At 63.8% G+C, this 17519-nt stretch carries 22 protein-coding genes; 14 read left to right on the top strand and 8 right to left on the bottom strand.

Going from position 1 to position 17519, the window contains the following annotated elements:
• Positions 1–15: 15 nt before the first annotated feature.
• Positions 16–1401 carry a sigma 54-interacting transcriptional regulator gene (locus tag CH289_RS01890; RefSeq protein ID WP_026347681.1) on the top strand — a complete coding sequence of 462 codons (1386 nt, stop codon included), beginning with the start codon at positions 16–18 and terminating at the stop codon, positions 1399–1401.
• Positions 1401–3350 (top strand): vWA domain-containing protein, encoded by a 1950-nt coding sequence (locus CH289_RS01885; protein ID WP_094727115.1) that lies wholly within the window; start codon positions 1401–1403, stop codon positions 3348–3350. Before CH289_RS01890 ends, CH289_RS01885 begins: the two co-directional genes overlap by 1 nt.
• Here the strand turns inward: CH289_RS01885 and CH289_RS01880 are convergent.
• The 7 genes from CH289_RS01880 to rpmB form a co-directional block, all read right to left on the bottom strand.
• Entirely contained in the window at positions 3347–3916 is a 570-nt protein-coding gene (locus tag CH289_RS01880; RefSeq protein WP_019664481.1) for a DUF1707 SHOCT-like domain-containing protein, read from the bottom strand. The genes CH289_RS01885 and CH289_RS01880 overlap by 4 nt on opposite strands.
• Positions 3917–3929: 13 nt before the next feature.
• On the bottom strand, positions 3930–4391 hold the full coding sequence (locus CH289_RS01875) for a hypothetical protein (protein WP_019664482.1): 462 nt from the start codon (positions 4389–4391) through the stop codon (positions 3930–3932).
• Positions 4392–4454: 63 nt separating this feature from the next.
• Positions 4455–5378 (bottom strand): AEC family transporter, encoded by a 924-nt coding sequence (locus CH289_RS01870; RefSeq protein WP_019664483.1) that lies wholly within the window; start codon positions 5376–5378, stop codon positions 4455–4457.
• A 108-nt stretch (positions 5379–5486) separates the two neighbouring features.
• Positions 5487–5741 carry a 30S ribosomal protein S18 gene (rpsR, locus tag CH289_RS01865; protein WP_008719028.1) on the bottom strand — a complete coding sequence of 85 codons (255 nt, stop codon included), beginning with the start codon at positions 5739–5741 and terminating at the stop codon, positions 5487–5489.
• Positions 5742–5758: 17 nt separating this feature from the next.
• Complete coding sequence (gene rpsN, locus CH289_RS01860) at positions 5759–6064, bottom strand: 30S ribosomal protein S14 (RefSeq protein ID WP_019664484.1); 306 nt, start codon at positions 6062–6064, stop codon at positions 5759–5761.
• Between the two features lie 17 nt (positions 6065–6081).
• Positions 6082–6252, bottom strand: coding sequence for a 50S ribosomal protein L33 (gene rpmG / locus CH289_RS01855; RefSeq protein ID WP_170947607.1), 171 nt, complete (start codon positions 6250–6252; stop codon positions 6082–6084).
• Positions 6249–6485 carry a 50S ribosomal protein L28 gene (gene rpmB / locus CH289_RS01850; RefSeq protein WP_019664486.1) on the bottom strand — a complete coding sequence of 79 codons (237 nt, stop codon included), beginning with the start codon at positions 6483–6485 and terminating at the stop codon, positions 6249–6251. Before rpmB ends, rpmG begins: the two co-directional genes overlap by 4 nt.
• 76 nt (positions 6486–6561) lie before the next feature.
• Here rpmB and mrf point away from each other — a divergent pair, with 76 nt between their 5' ends.
• The 5 genes from mrf (at position 6562) to CH289_RS27915 (ending at position 10170) form a co-directional block, all read left to right on the top strand.
• Positions 6562–7845, top strand: coding sequence for a ribosome hibernation factor-recruiting GTPase MRF (mrf, locus tag CH289_RS01845; protein ID WP_179276706.1), 1284 nt, complete (start codon positions 6562–6564; stop codon positions 7843–7845).
• Positions 7842–8102, top strand: coding sequence for a type B 50S ribosomal protein L31 (locus CH289_RS01840; RefSeq protein WP_094727111.1), 261 nt, complete (start codon positions 7842–7844; stop codon positions 8100–8102). The genes mrf and CH289_RS01840 overlap by 4 nt, the downstream gene beginning before the upstream one ends.
• 3 nt (positions 8103–8105) lie before the next feature.
• The gene (gene rpmF, locus CH289_RS01835) at positions 8106–8273 is read left to right on the top strand and encodes a 50S ribosomal protein L32 (protein ID WP_037110618.1); all 168 of its coding nucleotides are present in this window, start codon (positions 8106–8108) and stop codon (positions 8271–8273) included.
• Between the two features lie 133 nt (positions 8274–8406).
• The gene (locus CH289_RS01830; RefSeq protein WP_027498748.1) at positions 8407–9555 is read left to right on the top strand and encodes a lipase family protein; all 1149 of its coding nucleotides are present in this window, start codon (positions 8407–8409) and stop codon (positions 9553–9555) included.
• A gap of 111 nt (positions 9556–9666) precedes the next feature.
• The gene (locus CH289_RS27915) at positions 9667–10170 is read left to right on the top strand and encodes an LAGLIDADG family homing endonuclease (protein WP_143545026.1); all 504 of its coding nucleotides are present in this window, start codon (positions 9667–9669) and stop codon (positions 10168–10170) included.
• Positions 10171–10279: 109 nt separating this feature from the next.
• Here the strand turns inward: CH289_RS27915 and CH289_RS01825 are convergent, their stop codons facing one another.
• Entirely contained in the window at positions 10280–11296 is a 1017-nt protein-coding gene (locus tag CH289_RS01825; protein WP_027498747.1) for a magnesium and cobalt transport protein CorA, read from the bottom strand.
• Between the two features lie 76 nt (positions 11297–11372).
• Between CH289_RS01825 and CH289_RS01820 the strand changes: the two genes are divergently transcribed.
• The 7 genes from CH289_RS01820 (at position 11373) to CH289_RS01790 (ending at position 17302) form a co-directional block, all read left to right on the top strand.
• Positions 11373–11807 carry a VOC family protein gene (locus tag CH289_RS01820; protein WP_020111428.1) on the top strand — a complete coding sequence of 145 codons (435 nt, stop codon included), beginning with the start codon at positions 11373–11375 and terminating at the stop codon, positions 11805–11807.
• Between the two features lie 7 nt (positions 11808–11814).
• Entirely contained in the window at positions 11815–12276 is a 462-nt protein-coding gene (locus tag CH289_RS01815) for a DUF6194 family protein (protein ID WP_033190750.1), read from the top strand.
• Positions 12277–12331: 55 nt separating this feature from the next.
• Positions 12332–12949 carry a trimeric intracellular cation channel family protein gene (locus tag CH289_RS01810; protein WP_019664495.1) on the top strand — a complete coding sequence of 206 codons (618 nt, stop codon included), beginning with the start codon at positions 12332–12334 and terminating at the stop codon, positions 12947–12949.
• A gap of 39 nt (positions 12950–12988) precedes the next feature.
• On the top strand, positions 12989–13681 hold the full coding sequence (locus CH289_RS01805) for a response regulator transcription factor (protein WP_170945144.1): 693 nt from the start codon (positions 12989–12991) through the stop codon (positions 13679–13681).
• Positions 13681–15162 carry a HAMP domain-containing sensor histidine kinase gene (locus CH289_RS01800; protein ID WP_019664497.1) on the top strand — a complete coding sequence of 494 codons (1482 nt, stop codon included), beginning with the start codon at positions 13681–13683 and terminating at the stop codon, positions 15160–15162. Before CH289_RS01805 ends, CH289_RS01800 begins: the two co-directional genes overlap by 1 nt.
• A 104-nt stretch (positions 15163–15266) precedes the next feature.
• Complete coding sequence (locus tag CH289_RS01795; protein ID WP_094727109.1) at positions 15267–16715, top strand: S1C family serine protease; 1449 nt, start codon at positions 15267–15269, stop codon at positions 16713–16715.
• Between the two features lie 89 nt (positions 16716–16804).
• Positions 16805–17302: a MogA/MoaB family molybdenum cofactor biosynthesis protein gene (locus CH289_RS01790; protein WP_019664499.1), complete on the top strand. Its 498-nt coding sequence runs from the start codon at positions 16805–16807 to the stop codon at positions 17300–17302.
• Positions 17303–17519: the final 217 nt, after the last annotated feature.

The raw sequence follows: 17519 nt of genomic DNA, 5'->3' as shown, positions 1-17519 counted from the left end.
GCGTACTTTGGTGAAGTGACCTCTAATCGACCTGGCATCACCACTGTCGGCGAGTTGCGTGCGTCCGGACACGTGCAGCGCTCTGTGAAAGAAGAACTCCGGGAAAATCTGCTCGACGCGTTGCGTGAGGGCAGGGATGCGTGGCCGGGAATTCTGGGCTTCGACAAGACTGTGCTTCCGCAGTTCGAGCGAGCAATTCTTGCTGGTCATGACGTTGTCCTGCTGGGTGAACGAGGGCAGGGAAAGACACGCCTTCTGCGTACGTTGAATCTTCTGCTCGACGAGTGGGCGCCTGTCATTGCAGGTTCCGAGCTCGGTGAGCATCCGTACGAGCCCATCACTCCGGCGAGTATCCGACGCGCACGTGAGCTCGGCGACGGGTTGCCCGTCGAGTGGCGTCACCGTAGCGAGCGATACTCGGAGAAGCTGGCGACTCCGGACACGTCGGTTGCGGACCTCGTCGGCGATGTCGATCCGGTGAAGGTCGCCGAGGGTCGGAGTCTGGGAGATCCGGAGACCATCCACTTCGGGCTCGTGCCGCGGAGTCACCGGGGGATCGTGGCGATCAACGAACTCCCCGATCTCGCGGAACGTATTCAGGTTTCATTGCTCAACGTCATGGAGGAGCGGGATATCCAGGTCCGCGGCTACACGTTGCGGCTGCCGCTGGATGTCGTCCTCGTCGCGAGCGCGAACCCCGAGGACTACACCAACCGTGGGCGGATCATCACTCCACTGAAGGACCGCTTCGGCGCCGAGATTCGCACTCACTACCCGCATGCGTTGGCCGACGAGATCTCGGTGATCGAGCAGGAGGCCAACCTCCCGGCGAACGTGCCGTCGTATCTGCTCGAGGTGCTGGCTCGGTTCACACGGCTGCTGCGTGAGTCGCCGTCCGTCGACCAGCGTTCGGGTGTGTCGGCGCGGTTCGCCATCGCGGCGGCGGAGACCATCGCGGCCGCAGCGGTGCATCGGGCTGCGGTTCTCGGCGAGAGCGACGCGGTGGCGCGGCCGGTGGACCTCGGAACCATCATCGAAGTGCTCAGGGGCAAGGTGGAATTCGAGTCCGGTGAAGAGGGCCGCGAGACCGAGGTGCTCGAGCATCTGCTTCGGCGCGCGACGGCCGACACGGTGCGGGACCGGTTGGGCGGAATCAACCTGGCACCGCTCGTCACGGCCATCGAACAGGGTGAGCCGGTGGTGACGGGCGACCGAATCGCCGCCAAGACACTGATCGGTGAGCTGCCGGACCTCGAGGTGCTGCAGGACATCGACGAGCGTCTGAACGCGACCTCCGACGGCGAACGCGCTGCCGCAACGGAACTCGCGCTGGAAGGGTTGTACCTTGCGCGGCGTATTTCCAAGGATCCCGATGACGACGGACAGACGGTGTACAGCTGATGCCTGCCAGTAGATACGGGCGGTATCACGACGGCCCCGATCCACTGGCACCGCCGGTAGACCTCCGCGAAGCACTGGAGTCGATCGGCGAGGACGTGCTCGAGGGCGCATCGCCTCGCCGGGCGATGCAGGAGATGCTCCGGCGGGGTACCCGGAACATGAGGGGCCTCGACGATCTGGCGGCCGAGGCCAACCGTCGGCGACGCGATCTTCTGCGCAAGAACAACCTCGACGGAACACTTCAGGAGGTCCGCGAACTCCTGGACAAAGCTGTGCTCGAGGAGCGCAAGGCGCTGGCGCGTGCGCTCGACGACGATGCGCGTTTCCAGGAGATGCAGATCGGGGATCTGTCCCCGTCGACGGCGCAGGCCGTGCAGGAGTTGGCCGATTACGACTGGCGTTCCTCGGAGGGTCGTGAGAACTACGAGAAGATCAAGGATCTCCTCGGGCGGGAGATGTTGGACCAACGCTTCGCCGGTATGAAGAATGCGCTCGAGAATGCGACGGACGAGGATCGACAAGCCATCAGCGAGATGCTGAAGGATCTGAACGAGCTTCTGGACAAGCACAATCGAGGCGAGGACACCGAGCGGGACTTCTCGGAGTTCATGGCCGAGCACGGCCAGCATTTCCCCGAGAATCCGTCGAACGTCGAGGAGCTCCTCGATTCGCTCGCTCAGCGCGCCGCGGCAGCTCAGCGTCTGCGGAACTCGCTGAGCCCGGAGCAGCGAGCGGAATTGGATGCGCTGGCGCAGCAGGCATTCGGAGATTCCACTCTTCTGCAACAGCTCGACCAGCTGGACCAGAACCTCCAGCAGGCCAGGCCGGGGGAGGATTGGGACGGCTCGCAGAACTTCCGCGGCGAGAACGGGATGGGCCTGGGCGACGGGACCGGTGCGCTGCAGGACATCGCTGATCTGGAGAACCTCGGAAATCAGCTTTCCCAGCAGTACAACGGCGCCGCGCTCGACGACATCGACGCCGACGCGTTGCTGAAACAGTTGGGGCCCGAAGCTGCGGCGGATGCTCGCATGTTGGCCGAGCTCGAAAAGGCGCTCGAACAGCAAGGTTTCATGGACAAGGGTGCCGACGGCCAGTGGCGGCTGTCGCCGAAGGCGATGCGTCAGCTGGGACAGTCTGCCCTCAAGGACGTCGCGGGACGAATTTCCCGACGCGGCGGCGAGCGCGACACGCGCAAGGCCGGTGCGATGGGAGAGCCGACGGGTGCTTCTCGGGCATGGGAATTCGGTGACACGGAGCCGTGGGACGTCACCCGCACCGTCAACAATGCCGTCCTGCGCACCGCAGCCGAAGGTTCGACGTTCCCGGTGCAACTGCAGGTGACCGACGTCGAGATCAGCGAGACCGAAACGCGGACGCAGGCGGCCGTTGCGTTGCTCGTCGACACGTCGTTCTCGATGGTGATGGACGGTCGCTGGGTGCCGATGAAACGCACCGCGCTTGCGTTGAATCACCTTGTCAGCACCAGGTTTCGCGGTGACGATCTGCAGCTGATCGGCTTCGGTCGTCACGCGCAGACGTTGACGGCGTCGGAACTGGCCGGTCTCGACGGGGCGTACGACCAGGGCACCAATCTGCATCACGCGTTGATGCTGGCGGCGCGGCACCTGCGTCGGCATCCCAACGCGCAACCTGTCGTGCTGATCGTGACCGACGGCGAGCCCACCGCGCACCTCGAGCCCGACGGGCACGCGTATTTCGACTATCCGCCGTCGAACAGAACTTTGGGGCTGACGGTCCGTGAACTCGACACGGTGGCGAAGCTGGGTGCGCAGGTCACCATCTTCCGGTTGGGAGACGATCCGGGGTTGGCCCGCGTCGTGGACAAGATGGCCGAGCGGGTCGGCGGGCGAGTCATCGCCCCCGAGCTGGACGGGCTGGGAGCTGCGGTGGTGTCGGACTATCTGAAACGCAGGAAGTCCCGCTAGTCCTTGGCTTTGATGCTGACGCCGCCCCAGAAGGCGAAGCCTGTCACCACGATTCGTGGGGCTCCGGGAGCACCTTGCTGGCTCAGGTGGTCGAAGCCGCCCATGATACCTGCGCCGCGTACTTCGACGGCGACGTTGCGGGGGACCGTGATGTCGATGCCGCCCATGATCGCGACGCAGTTGAGCGTCACCTCGGGAGCCGAGAAGTGTGCTCGGCGTAGGTCGATCTCACCGCCGCCCCAGAACGCGACGGCCTCGACGCGCGGTGCGACGGTCCATTCTCCCTTGCGCTCGAATCCACTCATGATGGCGACGGCGCGATCGGTGGAACGGCTGGGAGCCGAGTAGAGAGCTTCGGTGGGCGGCGTCAGCGCAAGGTCGCTGGTGAGAACGTCGAGTTCACCGTAGGTTTTCGCGCGATACGCGGCGGCCGTGCGTTCGTCGTACTCGGACACCGTGAGCTGGCCACCGGCCAGAGCGTCACTGAGGAGCTTCGCGACGAGGTTGCGGTCCGCGTCGGCGGCACGGACGGATTCACGGTTCTGTTCGGGCAGGTGATCGCTCACCTGGGTCAGGTTACTAGGCCGCGTTGACGATGGCGCGGTCTCCGACGGGCGAACTCAAGGTCATCTGCATCGTGCCGTACACGGCGACCATGATGCAGGCCTTGTCCGCGGCCTCGGGAAGCGTTCCGGTGCGCAGTGCGATGACGACTTCGGTGTCGGACTCGGTGACCTCCACCTCGGCCCCGTAGCACTCCGGGGTTCCGGTGACGAAATGGATGGCGATGGTGTTGGGGGAGATCTGGCTCCACGACTCGAACGGCGTCGACACCGCGCGCACCAGTCCTGGGGTGGATTCGAACATCGTCCCGACGTCGCCTACCGGAACCTCCACGGGCACCGGCGGTGCACTGGGACTGTGCATCAGCTGCGCAGACGTAGGGGTGGTGGCTTCGACGTCGTCACCGCCGTCGGCAGGGTCGTTGCCGCACCCGACGAGCAGGACGCACAGCAGAACTCCTGCAGCCAGAAACCTCATGATTCCAAAGTAACCGCGGGAGCTGAGGAGAACCTTTGGGTAGTCCAAGAATCGGGCGATCGGTCAGGCCAGCAGGGCTGTCACCAGTGCGATGACGGGTATCGCTGCGATGGTGGTGACGAAGGCCGTGTCCCGCGCCATGACGACGGCGCGGTTGTAGCGGTTCGCGAAGACGAAGACGTTCTGGGCGGTGGGCAGCGCGGAGATGACGGTGATGGCGAAGAGTTCGTGCCCTTCCAATCCCATGGCGAGTCCCATGAGGTAGCCGAGGACCGGCTGGAGCACCATTTTCATCGCCGTCGCGAGGAGTACGTCTCGCCTAGGGCTCGTGCCTTTCTGGAGAACACGGGCGCCGTAGAGCGAGAGACCGAACGCGAGAAGAGCGCCGGGCACGGCGGCGCCGCCGACCAGGTCGAACGGCTGCATGATGGCTTCGGGCAGTTCGATGCCAAAGATGGACAGCAGGAGTCCTGCGGCGCCGGCGAGGACGATGGGGTTCTTGAAGGGCGTGACGACGATATTGCGGATGGATGCTTTCTTGCCCATGGTCGACAGGTCCAGGATGGTCAGCGCCAACGGCGAGTACACCATGATCTGGAAGAGCAGCAGCGGTGCGACGAAGTTGGCGTCGCCCAGCACGAACACCGCGATGGGAATGCCGAGGTTGGCGGCGTTGACGTAGGACGACGCCAGGCCGCCGATCGTTGCCTCGGGCACGCGGCGTTTCAGCACGAGCCGGGCCAGGAGGAAGTACAGGGCGCCGACGGCGAGGGCGGTCACGCCGGCGATCACGAGGATCGGCGACAGGATGACGGCCAGGTCGGCCTGCGCGAGTGTCACGAACAGCAGCGAAGGTGTCGCGACGAAGAACACGAGCCGGCTCAGGACGAACTGGCCGTGCTCGCCGAGAACTCGGAACTTGGCGAGTACGTAGCCGAGCGCGATGACGATGAAGATGACCGTGAAGCCTTCGAGAACACCGGACATGGAGCGGTAGGTCTCGTTTCTCTCGGGGAGGCTGGCCAGGACTAACTCTAGTGCTCACGCAGAAAGGCCACGCACCCGAGAGTGCGTGGCCTTTCCTACGAGAAATTCTTACCGGCTGGTGAACGGCAGCAAAGCCATCTCACGAGCGTTCTTCACTGCGACGGCGACCTGACGCTGCTGCTGCGGCGTGAGGCCGGTGACGCGGCGGCTACGGATCTTGCCGCGGTCCGAGATGAACTGACGAAGAAGGTTGATGTCCTTGTAGTCCACCGTGGTCACCTTGGCGGCGTTCAACGGGTTCTTCTTGGGTCGACGTCCTGCCTCTGCGCGGACCTTCTTCGACGGTGCTCTCTTGACTGCCATCTGTTCTTCCCTGTTCCTTACCAGCTCGACTTGTGGACGCCTGGCAGCTCCCCACGGTGAGCCATCTCGCGTACCTTCACGCGTGACAGTCCAAATTTCCGCAGGTGACCGCGCGGACGTCCATCCGCAGCGTCACGATTGCGCAATCGTACCGGACTCGCGTCGCGCGGTAGACGCTGCAGTGCCGCTTGGGCCTCTGCTCGCTCGGAATCGGGTGTCGACGGCTTCCGGATGATCTCCTTCAGTTCGCTCCGGCGGGCTGCCCACCGGGCGACGACGACCTTCCGCTGCTCGTTCTTGGCGATCTTCGATTTCTTGGCCATGTCAGCGCTCCTCGCGGCTAGCGTTCTTCACGGAAGTCGACGTGCTTGCGGACGACGGGGTCGTACTTCTTGAGCACGATGCGATCGGGGTCGTTTCGACGGTTCTTGCGGGTCACGTAGGTGTATCCGGTGCCTGCGGTCGACTTGAGTTTGATGATCGGACGGACGTCCGTGCTCTTTCCCATCAGAGCTTCTCCCCTCGTGCTACGAGCTTGGCGACGACGGCATCGATTCCGTCACGGTCGATGGTCTTGATCCCCTTCGCCGAGAGCGTCAGGGTGACGCGGCGGCCGAGGCTCGGGACGAAGTAGGTCTTCTTCTGGATGTTCGGGTCCCAGCGACGGCTGGTCCTGACGTGCGAGTGCGAAACGGACTTACCGAATCCCGGCTTCCGTCCCGTCACCTGGCAGTGCGCGGACATACGCGGTCCTCTCTAGCTGACATGACAATCGTTTTCGACAAAGCGTTGTTTCGAATGTAGCGTGACAACGCAAGAAATGACAATCGTTGTCGATAGAAGGGATCTGCTTGTGGACGGCCGCACACCACTCGTACTCGTATCCGGTTGGACGGGTGCCATGGACGACGTGGTGACCTCACTGCTCGGGCCGGGCACCGTCGCCGTACGCCACGACCTCAGCCGCGTCTACGAGGGCGTCGTCCGCCGGACGCTCTACGCGGACGGCGACGCACCGCGCGAAACCATTCTCGAACTCGCGCACGGCTGTGTCTCCTGCACGCTGCGTGAGGACCTCCTCCCGCTACTGAGGACGCTGTCCACCCGTAGTTCGGTGCAACGGATCGTCCTGGCGATGGATCCTGCCCTCGAGCCGGAAGCGTTGTGCTGGGCGATCGAGAACGTCGTCGTCGCGGGCATCGTCGGTCAGGTCGACGGATCGGCTTCGCGAGACGTCCGTATCGAAGCCGTGATCGACTGCCTCGACGCCGCCACCTGGCTCGCGGACGCCACCGGCGACGACGCCCTGGCCGACCGAGGAATCGTGGCCAGCGGCGACGACGACCGGACCGTCGCGCAGGTCGTCGTCGGGCAGGTCGACTATGCCGATGCTCTCGTCGTCACCGCAGGCCCCGAGGTCGACGCGTGGGAACGCGCCAAGCTCGCCGCCGTGTTGGAGCGTCTGGCACCCGGTGCGCCCATCGCGTGGGTGGGGCCGGGGGACAAGCTCGACGCCGACGCTCTGGTCGCTGCTGTTCCGCAGGGTGCGCGACGCGGCGCCATCACCGACGCCCACTCGCCGCTGCTGCGCGGTGAACCTCCACTCACGGCGGATTGCGGAGTGACTCTCGTCGAATTCTCGGCGACGCGACCCTTCCATCCCGAACGATTCCACGAGGCAATCGACGTTCTGCTCGACGGTGTCGTCACCGCACGCGGACGCGCCTGGGTGGCAACCCAACCCGACGAGGCCCTGTGGATCGAGTCCGCCGGCGGCGGACTGCGCGTCGCCAGTGCCGGAAAATGGCTGGCCGCAATGACACCGGAGGAACAGGACGGCGTCGACACCTCGCGTCGGGCCATGGCTGCCCTTCGGTGGAACGAGGACTTCGGTGACCGCGACACCTCGCTGGTCGTCCTGGTCCACGCCGCCGATCCGTCGGAAATCGACCGGACGCTGCAGTGGGCGCTGGTGTCCGACGACGAGATGACCGACCGGCAGGCATGGGCCGAATGGAACGACCCGTTCGGTCAGTGGCACGAAGACCCGTGCGAAACAGCAGAATCCCCGTACTCGGAGCAGAAGAAAGAGGCACAGGAATGAAGGCAGGAATCCATCCCGAATACCACCCCGTGGTATTCCAGGACGCAGGAACAGGAACCAAGTTCCTCACCCGGTCCACCATCACCTCGACCCGCGAGGTCGAATGGGAAGACGGCAACACCTACCCACTCGTCATCGTCGACGTCACCAGCGAATCCCACCCCTTCTGGACCGGTGCCGCACGCATCATGGACACCCAGGGTCGCGTGGAGAAGTTCGAGAAGCGCTACGGCCGGCGCAGCCGTAAGGAGGCCTGAGACATGGCTGTACCGAAGCGGAAAATGTCGCGGTCCAACACCCGCAGCCGCCGAGCACAGTGGAAAGCCGTCGCTCCCGACCTCGTGAGCGTCCGCGTCGGCGGGCAGGAATTCAAAGTCCCTCGCCGACTCGTCAAGGCCGTACAGACCGGTGTCTACGACCCGAGCTGAACCCGAGCAACCTTCTCGAGAGCGAACGTGCCGTTCGGTCACTTCAAGTGACCGAACGGCACGTTCGCTCCGCTTCAAGGGGGGGCAAACAAAACCCTGGCGTCCGGTGTGGAGAAGCCGTTAGTCTGTCGAAGTGTCCACTTCCTTCGCTTTTCGGTCCGCTGCTGCCCTGACGTGCGCTGTTCTTGCATGCACCATGGCAGGTGCTGTTGCATCCGCAGAGCCGGTGGACAGGACGCCCGGCACGATTGTGGAGACGTCCCCGCTGCCCACTGATCTGTGGATTCCCGGAACCGGTGAGGCGCAGCGCATCACGTACTGGACTGTCGGATCCGACGGTGCTCCGGCGCTCAGTAGTGGAACGTTTTTCGTTCCGGAGGGACCGGCGCCCGAGGGGGGTTGGCCGGTCGTCGGTTGGGCTCATGGCACTTCCGGTCTCGCCGACGAGTGTGCGCCGTCCCGTGTCGGCCCCGCCGACCGCGAGCGAGATTTCGGCTACTTGTCGACGTGGATCGACCAGGGATACGCGATTGCCGCGACCGATTACGTCGGCCTGGGCACGCCTGGATTGATGCCGTATCTCGACGGCAAGGTGTCTGCACACAGTGTCGTGGATTCGGTGAAGGCGGCCAGATCCGTCGAGCCGTCGTTGTCGAACAAGTGGGTAGTGATCGGCCAGTCCCAGGGCGGTGGCGCAGCGATCACCACTGCCCGATACGCGACGGAATACGGTGGCCCCGAGCTGGATTACCGCGGAGCCGTCGGGACCGGGGTGCCGGCGAACATCGAGCTGGCACTTCTGCCGCTGGGACCGGGAGTTCTTCCGGTCGCCGCTGGCAAGGGTCTGACGACGTATCTGCTGTACATCCTGGCGGGTCTGCGATATGCGCATCCGGAGATCGACCTCGACTCGTACCTCACCGAACAGGGAAGACAGCTGGTCGACCGCGCGGAAAGGGTCTGCGTGTTCGATGCTGAGGACGAGTTCGCCGGCACTGTCTCCGGTGATCTGTTCGCCAAACCGTTGAACCAGATTCCGAATTTCTACGGTCTGTTGAACGACTACATGGGCGTGCCCGTCTCCGGCTACGACCGACCGGTATTCATCGGACAAGGTCTGACGGACGTGGATGTGCCTGCACCCGCTGCACTTTCACTGGTTGCTCAGATGAAGGCGAACGGTCAGGACGTCACGCTTTACACGTACCCGACGGATCACAGCGGTGCACTACTGCAATCACAGGAGGATTCCGTTCCGTTCGTGAAACGACTTTTCGAATAACGCTTTCTCAGCGGCCGACGCTTGCGGTTCGTTCGGGCAGATTTCGGGTGCGAGAATCTGTCAGAGCTGTATGGGACCATGTCCCCCTAGGTCAAGTGCTAAGGGGGAAGTGTGGAACTGGATCTTATGTATGTCGCTGGCTTTTTCGATGGAGAAGGCTCTGTTGGAATTTATAAAGGTGGCCAGTTAGGACGCACTTTGCGGGTGCAAATAACTCAAGCGGACAGCGTTCGCACTCGGGAGATTCTAAAATACTGCCAAACGCTGTGGCGTGGTTCAATAAGCAGTCTTAACAAGCAAAAGCGGCGCAAGGCTCTTATTTGGCAAACCGGCGGTAGTGGGGCCCTCGAGTTTTTGGATGACGTTTGCTCTCGGGTTGTACTGAAAACGGAGCAAGTTGATCTAGCAATTGCATGGCAGAAGTCGAGACCGGTCCGCGTTCGCGATGTAGGTGGACGATGGCAGAGCTGGGATGCTGACCAGCAGCAGTTGGATGAAGACGTCGCCGCGCTGCTGTCGGTGATGAAAACGAAGGATGTGCTCGCGGATTCAGTGCTGCGCGAAACTCTGACATCACTACATTTCAGGATCCGCGCGCTGAGTTCCTTGGTCTGACTAAAATAGATTATTCCAGTGAGTGGCTGTGTAACAGTACGGAAGTCTCGTGCGAGGCCGCGTCGCGGCTAATCGGTCGCCGATCCTTCCCCTCTTCCGTTACATTTTTTCACAGCCACTTCTGGCGTTTGAAGACCAGGTAGAGGACGGAGGACAGGACGACCATGCCGAGGATGGCCATGGGATATCCCAGGTGCCATTTGAGTTCCGGCATGTCCTCGAAGTTCATCCCGTAGATGGCGGCGATCAGCGAGGGAGCGAACAGGATTGCGCCCCAGGACGATATTTTCTTGGTCTGCTCGGTCTGATCCAGGCTGACCTGCGTCATGGCGCGCATTTCCTCGTTCTGCTGCTGCGCGACGAGTGTGGCGTGGGTCTGCAGCGCGTTCTGCAGCGTCGCTTTGAAGCCCTCCACGCGTTCGGTTATGCGGACGCAGTGGTCGAGGACGTCGCGGAGGGATCGTTTGAGTTCGACGTCGAGTTCGTACTCGTTGTTGCCGCGTTTCAGGGCGTCGATCATCGACACCAATGGTTCGGTTGCGCGCTGGAATTCGGCTACTTCACGCGAGAGCGTGTAAATGCGTCGGGACACGGATGGGTCGCCGGAGAAGAGCTGGTCCTCGATTTCGTCGATGTCGTTCTGCAGCCCTTCGACGACGGGCTCGTATTCGTCGACGACCTGGTCGAGGATGGCGTACATGACGGCTTCGGTGCCGAGCGTCAACAGCTCGGGGTCGGCTTCCAATCGCGATCTGACGGCGGACAATTCGGGCGATTCGGCGTGGCGGATAGTGACGACGAAGTCCGGTCCGAGGAAGACGTGCAGCTCACCGAACTCGACCTTCTCGGTTTCATCGATGTAGCGGGCGGGCCTGAAGACGACGAAGAGTTGGTCGCCGTACTGCTCGAGCTTGGGACGCTGGTGCGCGGCGATGGCGTCTTCGACGGCAAGGCGGTGGAGTCCGAATTCGGCTGCAACCGAATTGATCTCCTCTTCCTCGGGTCGGTAGAGACCGATCCACGCCATGCCGTGTCGTTCTCGCATGGCCTCGTAGGTGCTGTCGAGGTTGTCCGGGGTGACGGCACGCTTGCCGTCGACATAGACCGCGTTGTCGACGATCGGCAACTTTCTCACCTGCACTCTCTTCGGTAGTGACCGTGGAAAGCCTGCCAGACCGGGGCGGAGGCGTCAGACTGGGTGCATGGATCAGCGCGTACATTTCCTGACACTCGCTACTCCCGACGTCGATGCGTCCCGAGCGTTCTACCGCGACGGCCTCGGGTGGACACCTCTTCTGGATGTACCGGGAGAGATCATCTTCTTCCAGATCGCGTCGGGCTTGGTTCTGGGCTTGTTCGACGCACAGAAATTCACCGAGGACCTCGGGCGGAACGACGGGCCCGCAACGGTGGGCGGGTTGACGCTCTCCCACAACGTCAGCTCGCCCGCCGAAGCCGACGCAGTGGTGAAGGCAGCCGTCGAGGCAGGTGGGACATTGATCAAGCAGCCGCAGAAAGCTGCATTCGGTGGGTACAACGGTCACTTCGCCGACCCCAACGGCGTCATCTGGGAGGTATGCCACAACCCTGGCTGGAGTGTGGACGAGGACGGGACCGTGAAGCTGAGGGAAGTCTGACCACACCATGTCGATTCAACGGATTCTGTCGGAGGTCGAAACCTACGAGGGTGTACTCGACCTTGCTCCAGGACCTGGGAGTGCACACCCAGAGATATCGTGGGGCGATCACTTCTTCTATTACGCGCCCGACGGACAGATTCCGCGCACCCGTCAACCGTTCGCGACGATCGTGACGAAAAACTATCCTGGGGACACGGGTTCGCGTCTGGACGACACCGATCGTTGGCGCCTGAACATTCATTCGGGAGCGGACCGGTTCACCGAAGATGCGTCGGTGAGTGACGTCGGCGCCGTGGATGTGTTTCATCCTCATCCGGTGTACCCGGGTTGGGTGTGCGTGGTGAATCCGGAGACTCGAAGCCTAGATACTGCTCTGGAGCTTCTTCGGATCGCGTACCTGGCCGATCGGCAACGCGTCGAGCGCCGAGCGCGTCGATCGGACTCCGCGTCCGACGGATCGGAGTAGGGGACTCGTCCACCAGCGAGTTGGAGGCGTCGACCACTCGTGCGACGCTTGTCCCGTGCTGGTCGAGGTGCTGGGGTATGTGGGGATTGTGGCGTTTGCGGCGTCCGGGGCGCTGATCGGTGTTCGTAAGCGGTTGGATTTGTTCGGGGTGTGCGTTGTCGGGATCACGACGGGTATCGGCGGGGGCATCATTCGCGACGTGCTGCTGGGCATTCATCCGCCGACGTCGTTGGATCAGTGGCCGAATGTGACGGTTGCTCTGGCGACGTCGTTGGTGGTGTTCGTGGCGCATCCGGTGATGAATCGGATTTGGCGTGGGGTTCTGTTGTTCGATGCCTTCGGGATGGGGCTGTTCGCTGCGACGGGTGCGACGGTGGCGTTGGCTGCTGGTGGCAGCTCGTTGTCGGCATGCTTGATCGGCGCGACGACGGCTGTGGCCGGCGGCGTCATCCGGGATGTTCTCGTCAACGAGGTTCCGCTGCTGCTGCGCCGGGACTTGTATGCGGTGCCGGCTCTGCTGGGGTCGACGGTGGTGGCGATCGTCGAGGGGTCGGGCCTTCCGGACAACGTGGGCCTGGTCGCGGGCACGATCATTGCGACGGGTCTGCGGGTGCTGGCTCTGTGGCGTCGGTGGAATCTGCCCATTGCGCGGCGCTTGCCGAGTGTGGACTAGACCCCTTCTCAGACATATCTCAGTCCGTCAGGACAAACTATGACAATGCGCATTTTGGTTGTCGACGACGATCGAGCAGTCCGGGACTCGCTCAGGAGGTCGCTCACCTTCAACGGGTACACGGTGGAATTGGCGGTCGACGGGCTCGATGCGCTCGAGAAAGTCGCTGCGGCTCGCCCGGATGCTTTGGTTCTCGACGTCATGATGCCGCGGTTGGACGGGTTGGAAGTCTGCCGTCGGCTGCGTAGTACGGGCGATGATCTGCCCATCCTGGTGCTGACTGCGCGTGACTCCGTGTCCGAGCGCGTCGCGGGCCTCGACGCCGGCGCCGACGACTATCTGCCCAAGCCTTTCGCGCTCGAAGAACTACTTGCTCGCTTGCGCGCGCTGCTTCGTCGGACGGCGATGGACGCCGAGGGTGAATCGGAGGCGATGACCTTCGCTGATCTGTCGCTCGATCCCGTGACCCGTGAGGTCACCCGCGGGGAGCGGTCGATCAGTCTGACGCGTACCGAGTTCTCGCTGATGGAGATGTTGATGATGAACCCGCGTCGGGTTCTGACTCGCAGCCGCATCTTGGAGGAGGTGTGGGGGTACGACTTCCCGACGTCGGGCAACGCTCTCGAGGTGTACGTCGGATACTTGCGCCGTAAGACCGAGGCCGAGGGTGAGCCTCGGTTGATCCACACTGTCCGCGGCGTCGGTTACGTTCTCCGCGAGACGCCTCCGTGATGGTCGCTCCTTTCGGTCAGCGTTCGACGGTAGGGCAGCGTTCGTCGGATCCGGCCGCGATGCGTCCTCCGATGCCGCTGACCCGCACGGTCTCCTTGCGCTGGCGGGTGACGTTGTTGGCGGCGTCGGTGGTGGCTGTGGCGGTGGCCGTGATGGCGATCGCGGCGTACGCGGTGGTCTCGCGGGCCCTGTACGGCGACGTGGACAGTCAGCTTCGCACCCGTGCGGACGCTCTGATCAACAGCAACATCGTCACGTTCGACCCTCGTTACGTTGCCGGCGCGACGCTCTACAGCACCGACGTGTCCGTCGCGCTTGTCTTTCCGGACCTGAGCAAGTACGTGCCGCCGGGTTCGAAGGTGCCGATCGGTGAGCCGGAAATCGCTGTCGCGGAGGGCCGGACGGATCTGTCCTTGCGCACGGTCGACGATCAGCGTGTTCTGAGTCAGCGTGCACAGGACGGCAGTGCGATCGTCATCGCGCAAAGACTGTCGCCGACGGGTGCTGTGCTGGACCGGCTGGCGTGGGTGCTTCTGGTCGTCGGCGCCTTCGGCGTCGTGCTCGCGGCGGGTGCGGGCATGGCTGTCGGCAGAACCGGGTTGAGACCCATTGCGCGCCTGACCGCTGCCGCGGAACGGGTTGCGCGGACGGATGATCTGACGCCGATTCCCGTGACCGGCGACGACGAATTGGCCCGGCTGACGACGAGTTTCAACACGATGCTTCGTGCGTTGGCGGAATCGCGTGGGCGGCAGAGCCGATTGGTCGCCGACGCCGGTCACGAGTTGCGTACGCCGCTGACGTCGCTGCGGACCAACATGGAATTGTTGATCGCTGCCGGCCGTCCCGGGGCGCCGGCGATTCCCGACGAGGACATGGCAGAGCTGCGTACGGACGTCGTCGCGCAGATTCAGGAGTTGTCCACGCTCGTCGGTGATCTGGTGGATCTGGCTCGGGAGGACGCACCGGAGACGGTGTTCGAGCGGGTGGATCTTGCCGACGCCGTCGAGCGGAGTCTCGAGCGAGCGAGGCGTCGCCGCAACGAAATCGACTTCGATGCGACGCTGGAGCCGTGGTTCGTCTACGGCGATCAGGCCGGATTGTCACGTGCGGTTCTGAACGTGTTGGACAACGCCGCCAAGTGGAGTCCGGCGGGCGGTGAAGTTCGTGTCGTCATGCGCAGGATCGGCGACGGGTTGATGGAGCTGACCGTCGACGATGCGGGCCCTGGAATTCCCGAAGAGGACCGGGAATTGGTGTTCGAGCGGTTCTATCGCTCGACGGCATCGCGGTCCATGCCGGGTTCCGGTCTCGGGTTGGCGATCGTGCGCCAGGTCGTCGTCAAGCACGGTGGAACCATCGGCGTCGAGGTGTCGGAGCGCGGAGGTGCGCTCATTCGGATCGTTCTGCCGGGGGAATCGGCACCGGACCTGGTGGCGGCCGAAGAGGGCGATTCCGACGGCACAGTCATGGGAAACTGATAGGCGCATCTCAGCGCACTCTCAGTACGGACCGGCAATGTAGTCGACAACAGAGCGGGTGACTTCGCACCACGCGAGGTTTCTAGTGAAAGAAGCGACTGCAGATGACCGACGATCGTAACGACTCCGAGCCGAACACGACCCCGCACGATCCTGCCCAGCAGAATCCGACGCGGCAGAATCCGGCTCCGCAGTCCGATCCGCATGCGACACAGCAGTTCCCGACTCAGCAGGGGCAGCCGGGTTCGCACAACCCGTACGCCGCCCCGTCGTACGGCCACAATCCGTACCAGCAGGGCGCGCCGACCCAGAGCTACGGGTACAACCAGGCTCATGCAGCTCCGACGCAGCACGACGCTCCGGTGCAGGCTCCGCCTGCTCTGCGCAGGCGACCGGGCCGCGCGACGATCGCTGCGGGTGCAATTGCACTGGTTCTGGTCGGCGGCGGTATCGGCGGGGCAGTGGGTGTCTATGCGGCGGGAGGCGGCAACGGAGCCGGCAACGCCACCAACTCCCTCAACTCGACGGTGACGGCCGCTCAGCCCGCAGCGAACATCCCCGACGGCTCTATCCAGGCCGTCGCGAACAAGGTCCTGCCCAGCGTGGTGCAGATCCAGGTGACCGGCAGTCAGGCCGAGGGCGAGGGCTCCGGTGTGATCCTCTCGTCGGACGGTCTCATTCTGACCAACAACCATGTGGCGACGGGCGCCGGAGCCAACGGCAAGCTCACGGTCGCCTTCAACGACGGTTCGACGGCTCAGGCGACGCTCGTCGGCGCCGATGCGGTCTCGGACATGGCCGTCATCAAGGTCGAGGGTCGCACGGACCTGACGCCGATCGAACTCGGAACGTCGTCGAACCTCCAGGTCGGTCAGCAGGTCGTGGCCATCGGCTCGCCACTGGGCCTGGCTGGAACCGTCACGACGGGCATCGTGTCCTCGCTCAACCGCCCGGTCTCGACGAGCGGTGAATCCGGCAACCAGAACTCCGTCATCGACGCCATCCAGACGGATGCGGCCATCAACCCCGGTAACTCCGGTGGCGCGCTCGTGAACACCGAAGGTCAGCTGATCGGCATCAACACCGCCATCGCGACACTCGGCGGTGGCCAGTCGAGCGGATCGCAGAGCGGATCCATCGGCCTCGGCTTCGCGATCCCGGTCGATCAAGCAAAACGCATCGCCGACGAACTGAGTACGACGGGCAAGGCCACGCAGGCGATGATCGGCGTGCAGGTGCCCTCTCAGGACAACGCGAACGGTGCGACTGTCGTCGAGGTCACCGAAGGCGGGCCTGCGGCAGGAGCCGGGATCCCGACGGGTGCCGTCATCACCAAGGTCGACGATCGCGTCATCACCAGCGGGGATGCTTTGATCGCAGCCGTGCGCTCGCACGCACCGGGAGACTCGGTGAAGATCACCTACACCGAGGGCGGCAGCGAGAAGACGGTGGACGTGACGCTCGGAACGGCAGAGCCGCAGACGGCAGCGGTGCAGGCGCCGTCCGAGTCGCAGTCGCCTCTGCAGATCCCCGGCTTCCCCGGTGGTCGATGATGCCGATCGACACCGAGCGTCTGGCAACCGTGGCAACGATTTACGCACAGCGTGAATCGGGAGCGGGCTCTACTACTACGGTTATCGGTATGGAACACGAGGCACCTCTGGCCGGGCGGGCGTTGGTCGTGATCGTCGACGATCGGACCGCACACAGCAACGAGAAGGATTCGACGGGTCCGTTGGTAACGGAGCTGCTCACCGAGGCGGGCTTCCTGGTCGACGGGGTGGTCGCGGTGACGTCGGACGAGGTCGACGTCCGCAATGCCCTCAACACTGCGGTGATCGGCGGTGTCGATCTGGTGGTGTCCATCGGCGGGACCGGTGTCTCGCCCCGCGACGTGACTCCCGACGTCACGGCCGAGGTGCTGGATCGCGAGATTCCGGGCATCAGCGAGGCGCTGCGGTCCTCGGGGCTCGCGGCCGGTTCACTCGACGCCGGGCTCTCGCGTGGTCTCGTGGGGGTATCGGGAAGCACCCTGGTGGTCAATCTGGCGTCCTCGCGGGCGGCTATCCGCGACGGTATGGCGACGTTGACTCCGCTGGCCGCTCAGGTCATCACCGAGCTGTCCGGGTTGGACGCTTGAGCATCGCCGATGCCTGAGGACGAGAAGCCCGCGACAAACAGGGCAGAGCAGAACATGACAGAGCAGGACGCTGAGAGCCGGGCCCGTGCGCAACGGGCCCGGCTCGCTCGCGTTTTCGGTGACGTTCTCCCGGAACAGACGGCCGACGATCGGAGTGAGTCGACGTCCAGGACGTCGGCCGAGTGGTTCGAACGCGAACGTCCACCCCACCACTTCT

Source organism: Rhodococcus sp. RS1C4 (assembly GCF_002258225.1).
Taxonomy (GTDB): Bacteria; Actinomycetota; Actinomycetes; order Mycobacteriales; family Mycobacteriaceae; genus Rhodococcoides; species Rhodococcoides fascians_E.
This window is presented reverse-complemented; position numbering and strand designations above follow the sequence as displayed.

Excerpts from the sequence above, each read along its gene's own strand:
- rpmB (WP_019664486.1), bottom strand. The coding sequence starts at position 6,485 with ATGTCCGCGCACTGCCAGGTGACGGGACGGAAGCCGGGATTCGGTAAG.
- rpsN (WP_019664484.1), bottom strand. The coding sequence starts at position 6,064 with ATGGCCAAGAAATCGAAGATCGCCAAGAACGAGCAGCGGAAGGTCGTC.
- mrf (WP_179276706.1), top strand. The coding sequence starts at position 6,562 with ATGACAATCGTTGTCGATAGAAGGGATCTGCTTGTGGACGGCCGCACA.
- rpsR (WP_008719028.1), bottom strand. The coding sequence starts at position 5,741 with ATGGCAGTCAAGAGAGCACCGTCGAAGAAGGTCCGCGCAGAGGCAGGA.
- CH289_RS01870 (WP_019664483.1), bottom strand. The coding sequence starts at position 5,378 with ATGTCCGGTGTTCTCGAAGGCTTCACGGTCATCTTCATCGTCATCGCG.
- rpmF (WP_037110618.1), top strand. The coding sequence starts at position 8,106 with ATGGCTGTACCGAAGCGGAAAATGTCGCGGTCCAACACCCGCAGCCGC.
- CH289_RS01820 (WP_020111428.1), top strand. The coding sequence starts at position 11,373 with ATGGATCAGCGCGTACATTTCCTGACACTCGCTACTCCCGACGTCGAT.
- CH289_RS01885 (WP_094727115.1), top strand. The coding sequence starts at position 1,401 with ATGCCTGCCAGTAGATACGGGCGGTATCACGACGGCCCCGATCCACTG.
- CH289_RS01800 (WP_019664497.1), top strand. The coding sequence starts at position 13,681 with ATGGTCGCTCCTTTCGGTCAGCGTTCGACGGTAGGGCAGCGTTCGTCG.
- CH289_RS01795 (WP_094727109.1), top strand. The coding sequence starts at position 15,267 with ATGACCGACGATCGTAACGACTCCGAGCCGAACACGACCCCGCACGAT.
- CH289_RS01875 (WP_019664482.1), bottom strand. The coding sequence starts at position 4,391 with ATGAGGTTTCTGGCTGCAGGAGTTCTGCTGTGCGTCCTGCTCGTCGGG.
- CH289_RS01790 (WP_019664499.1), top strand. The coding sequence starts at position 16,805 with ATGGAACACGAGGCACCTCTGGCCGGGCGGGCGTTGGTCGTGATCGTC.
- CH289_RS01805 (WP_170945144.1), top strand. The coding sequence starts at position 12,989 with ATGACAATGCGCATTTTGGTTGTCGACGACGATCGAGCAGTCCGGGAC.
- CH289_RS01840 (WP_094727111.1), top strand. The coding sequence starts at position 7,842 with ATGAAGGCAGGAATCCATCCCGAATACCACCCCGTGGTATTCCAGGAC.
- CH289_RS01815 (WP_033190750.1), top strand. The coding sequence starts at position 11,815 with ATGTCGATTCAACGGATTCTGTCGGAGGTCGAAACCTACGAGGGTGTA.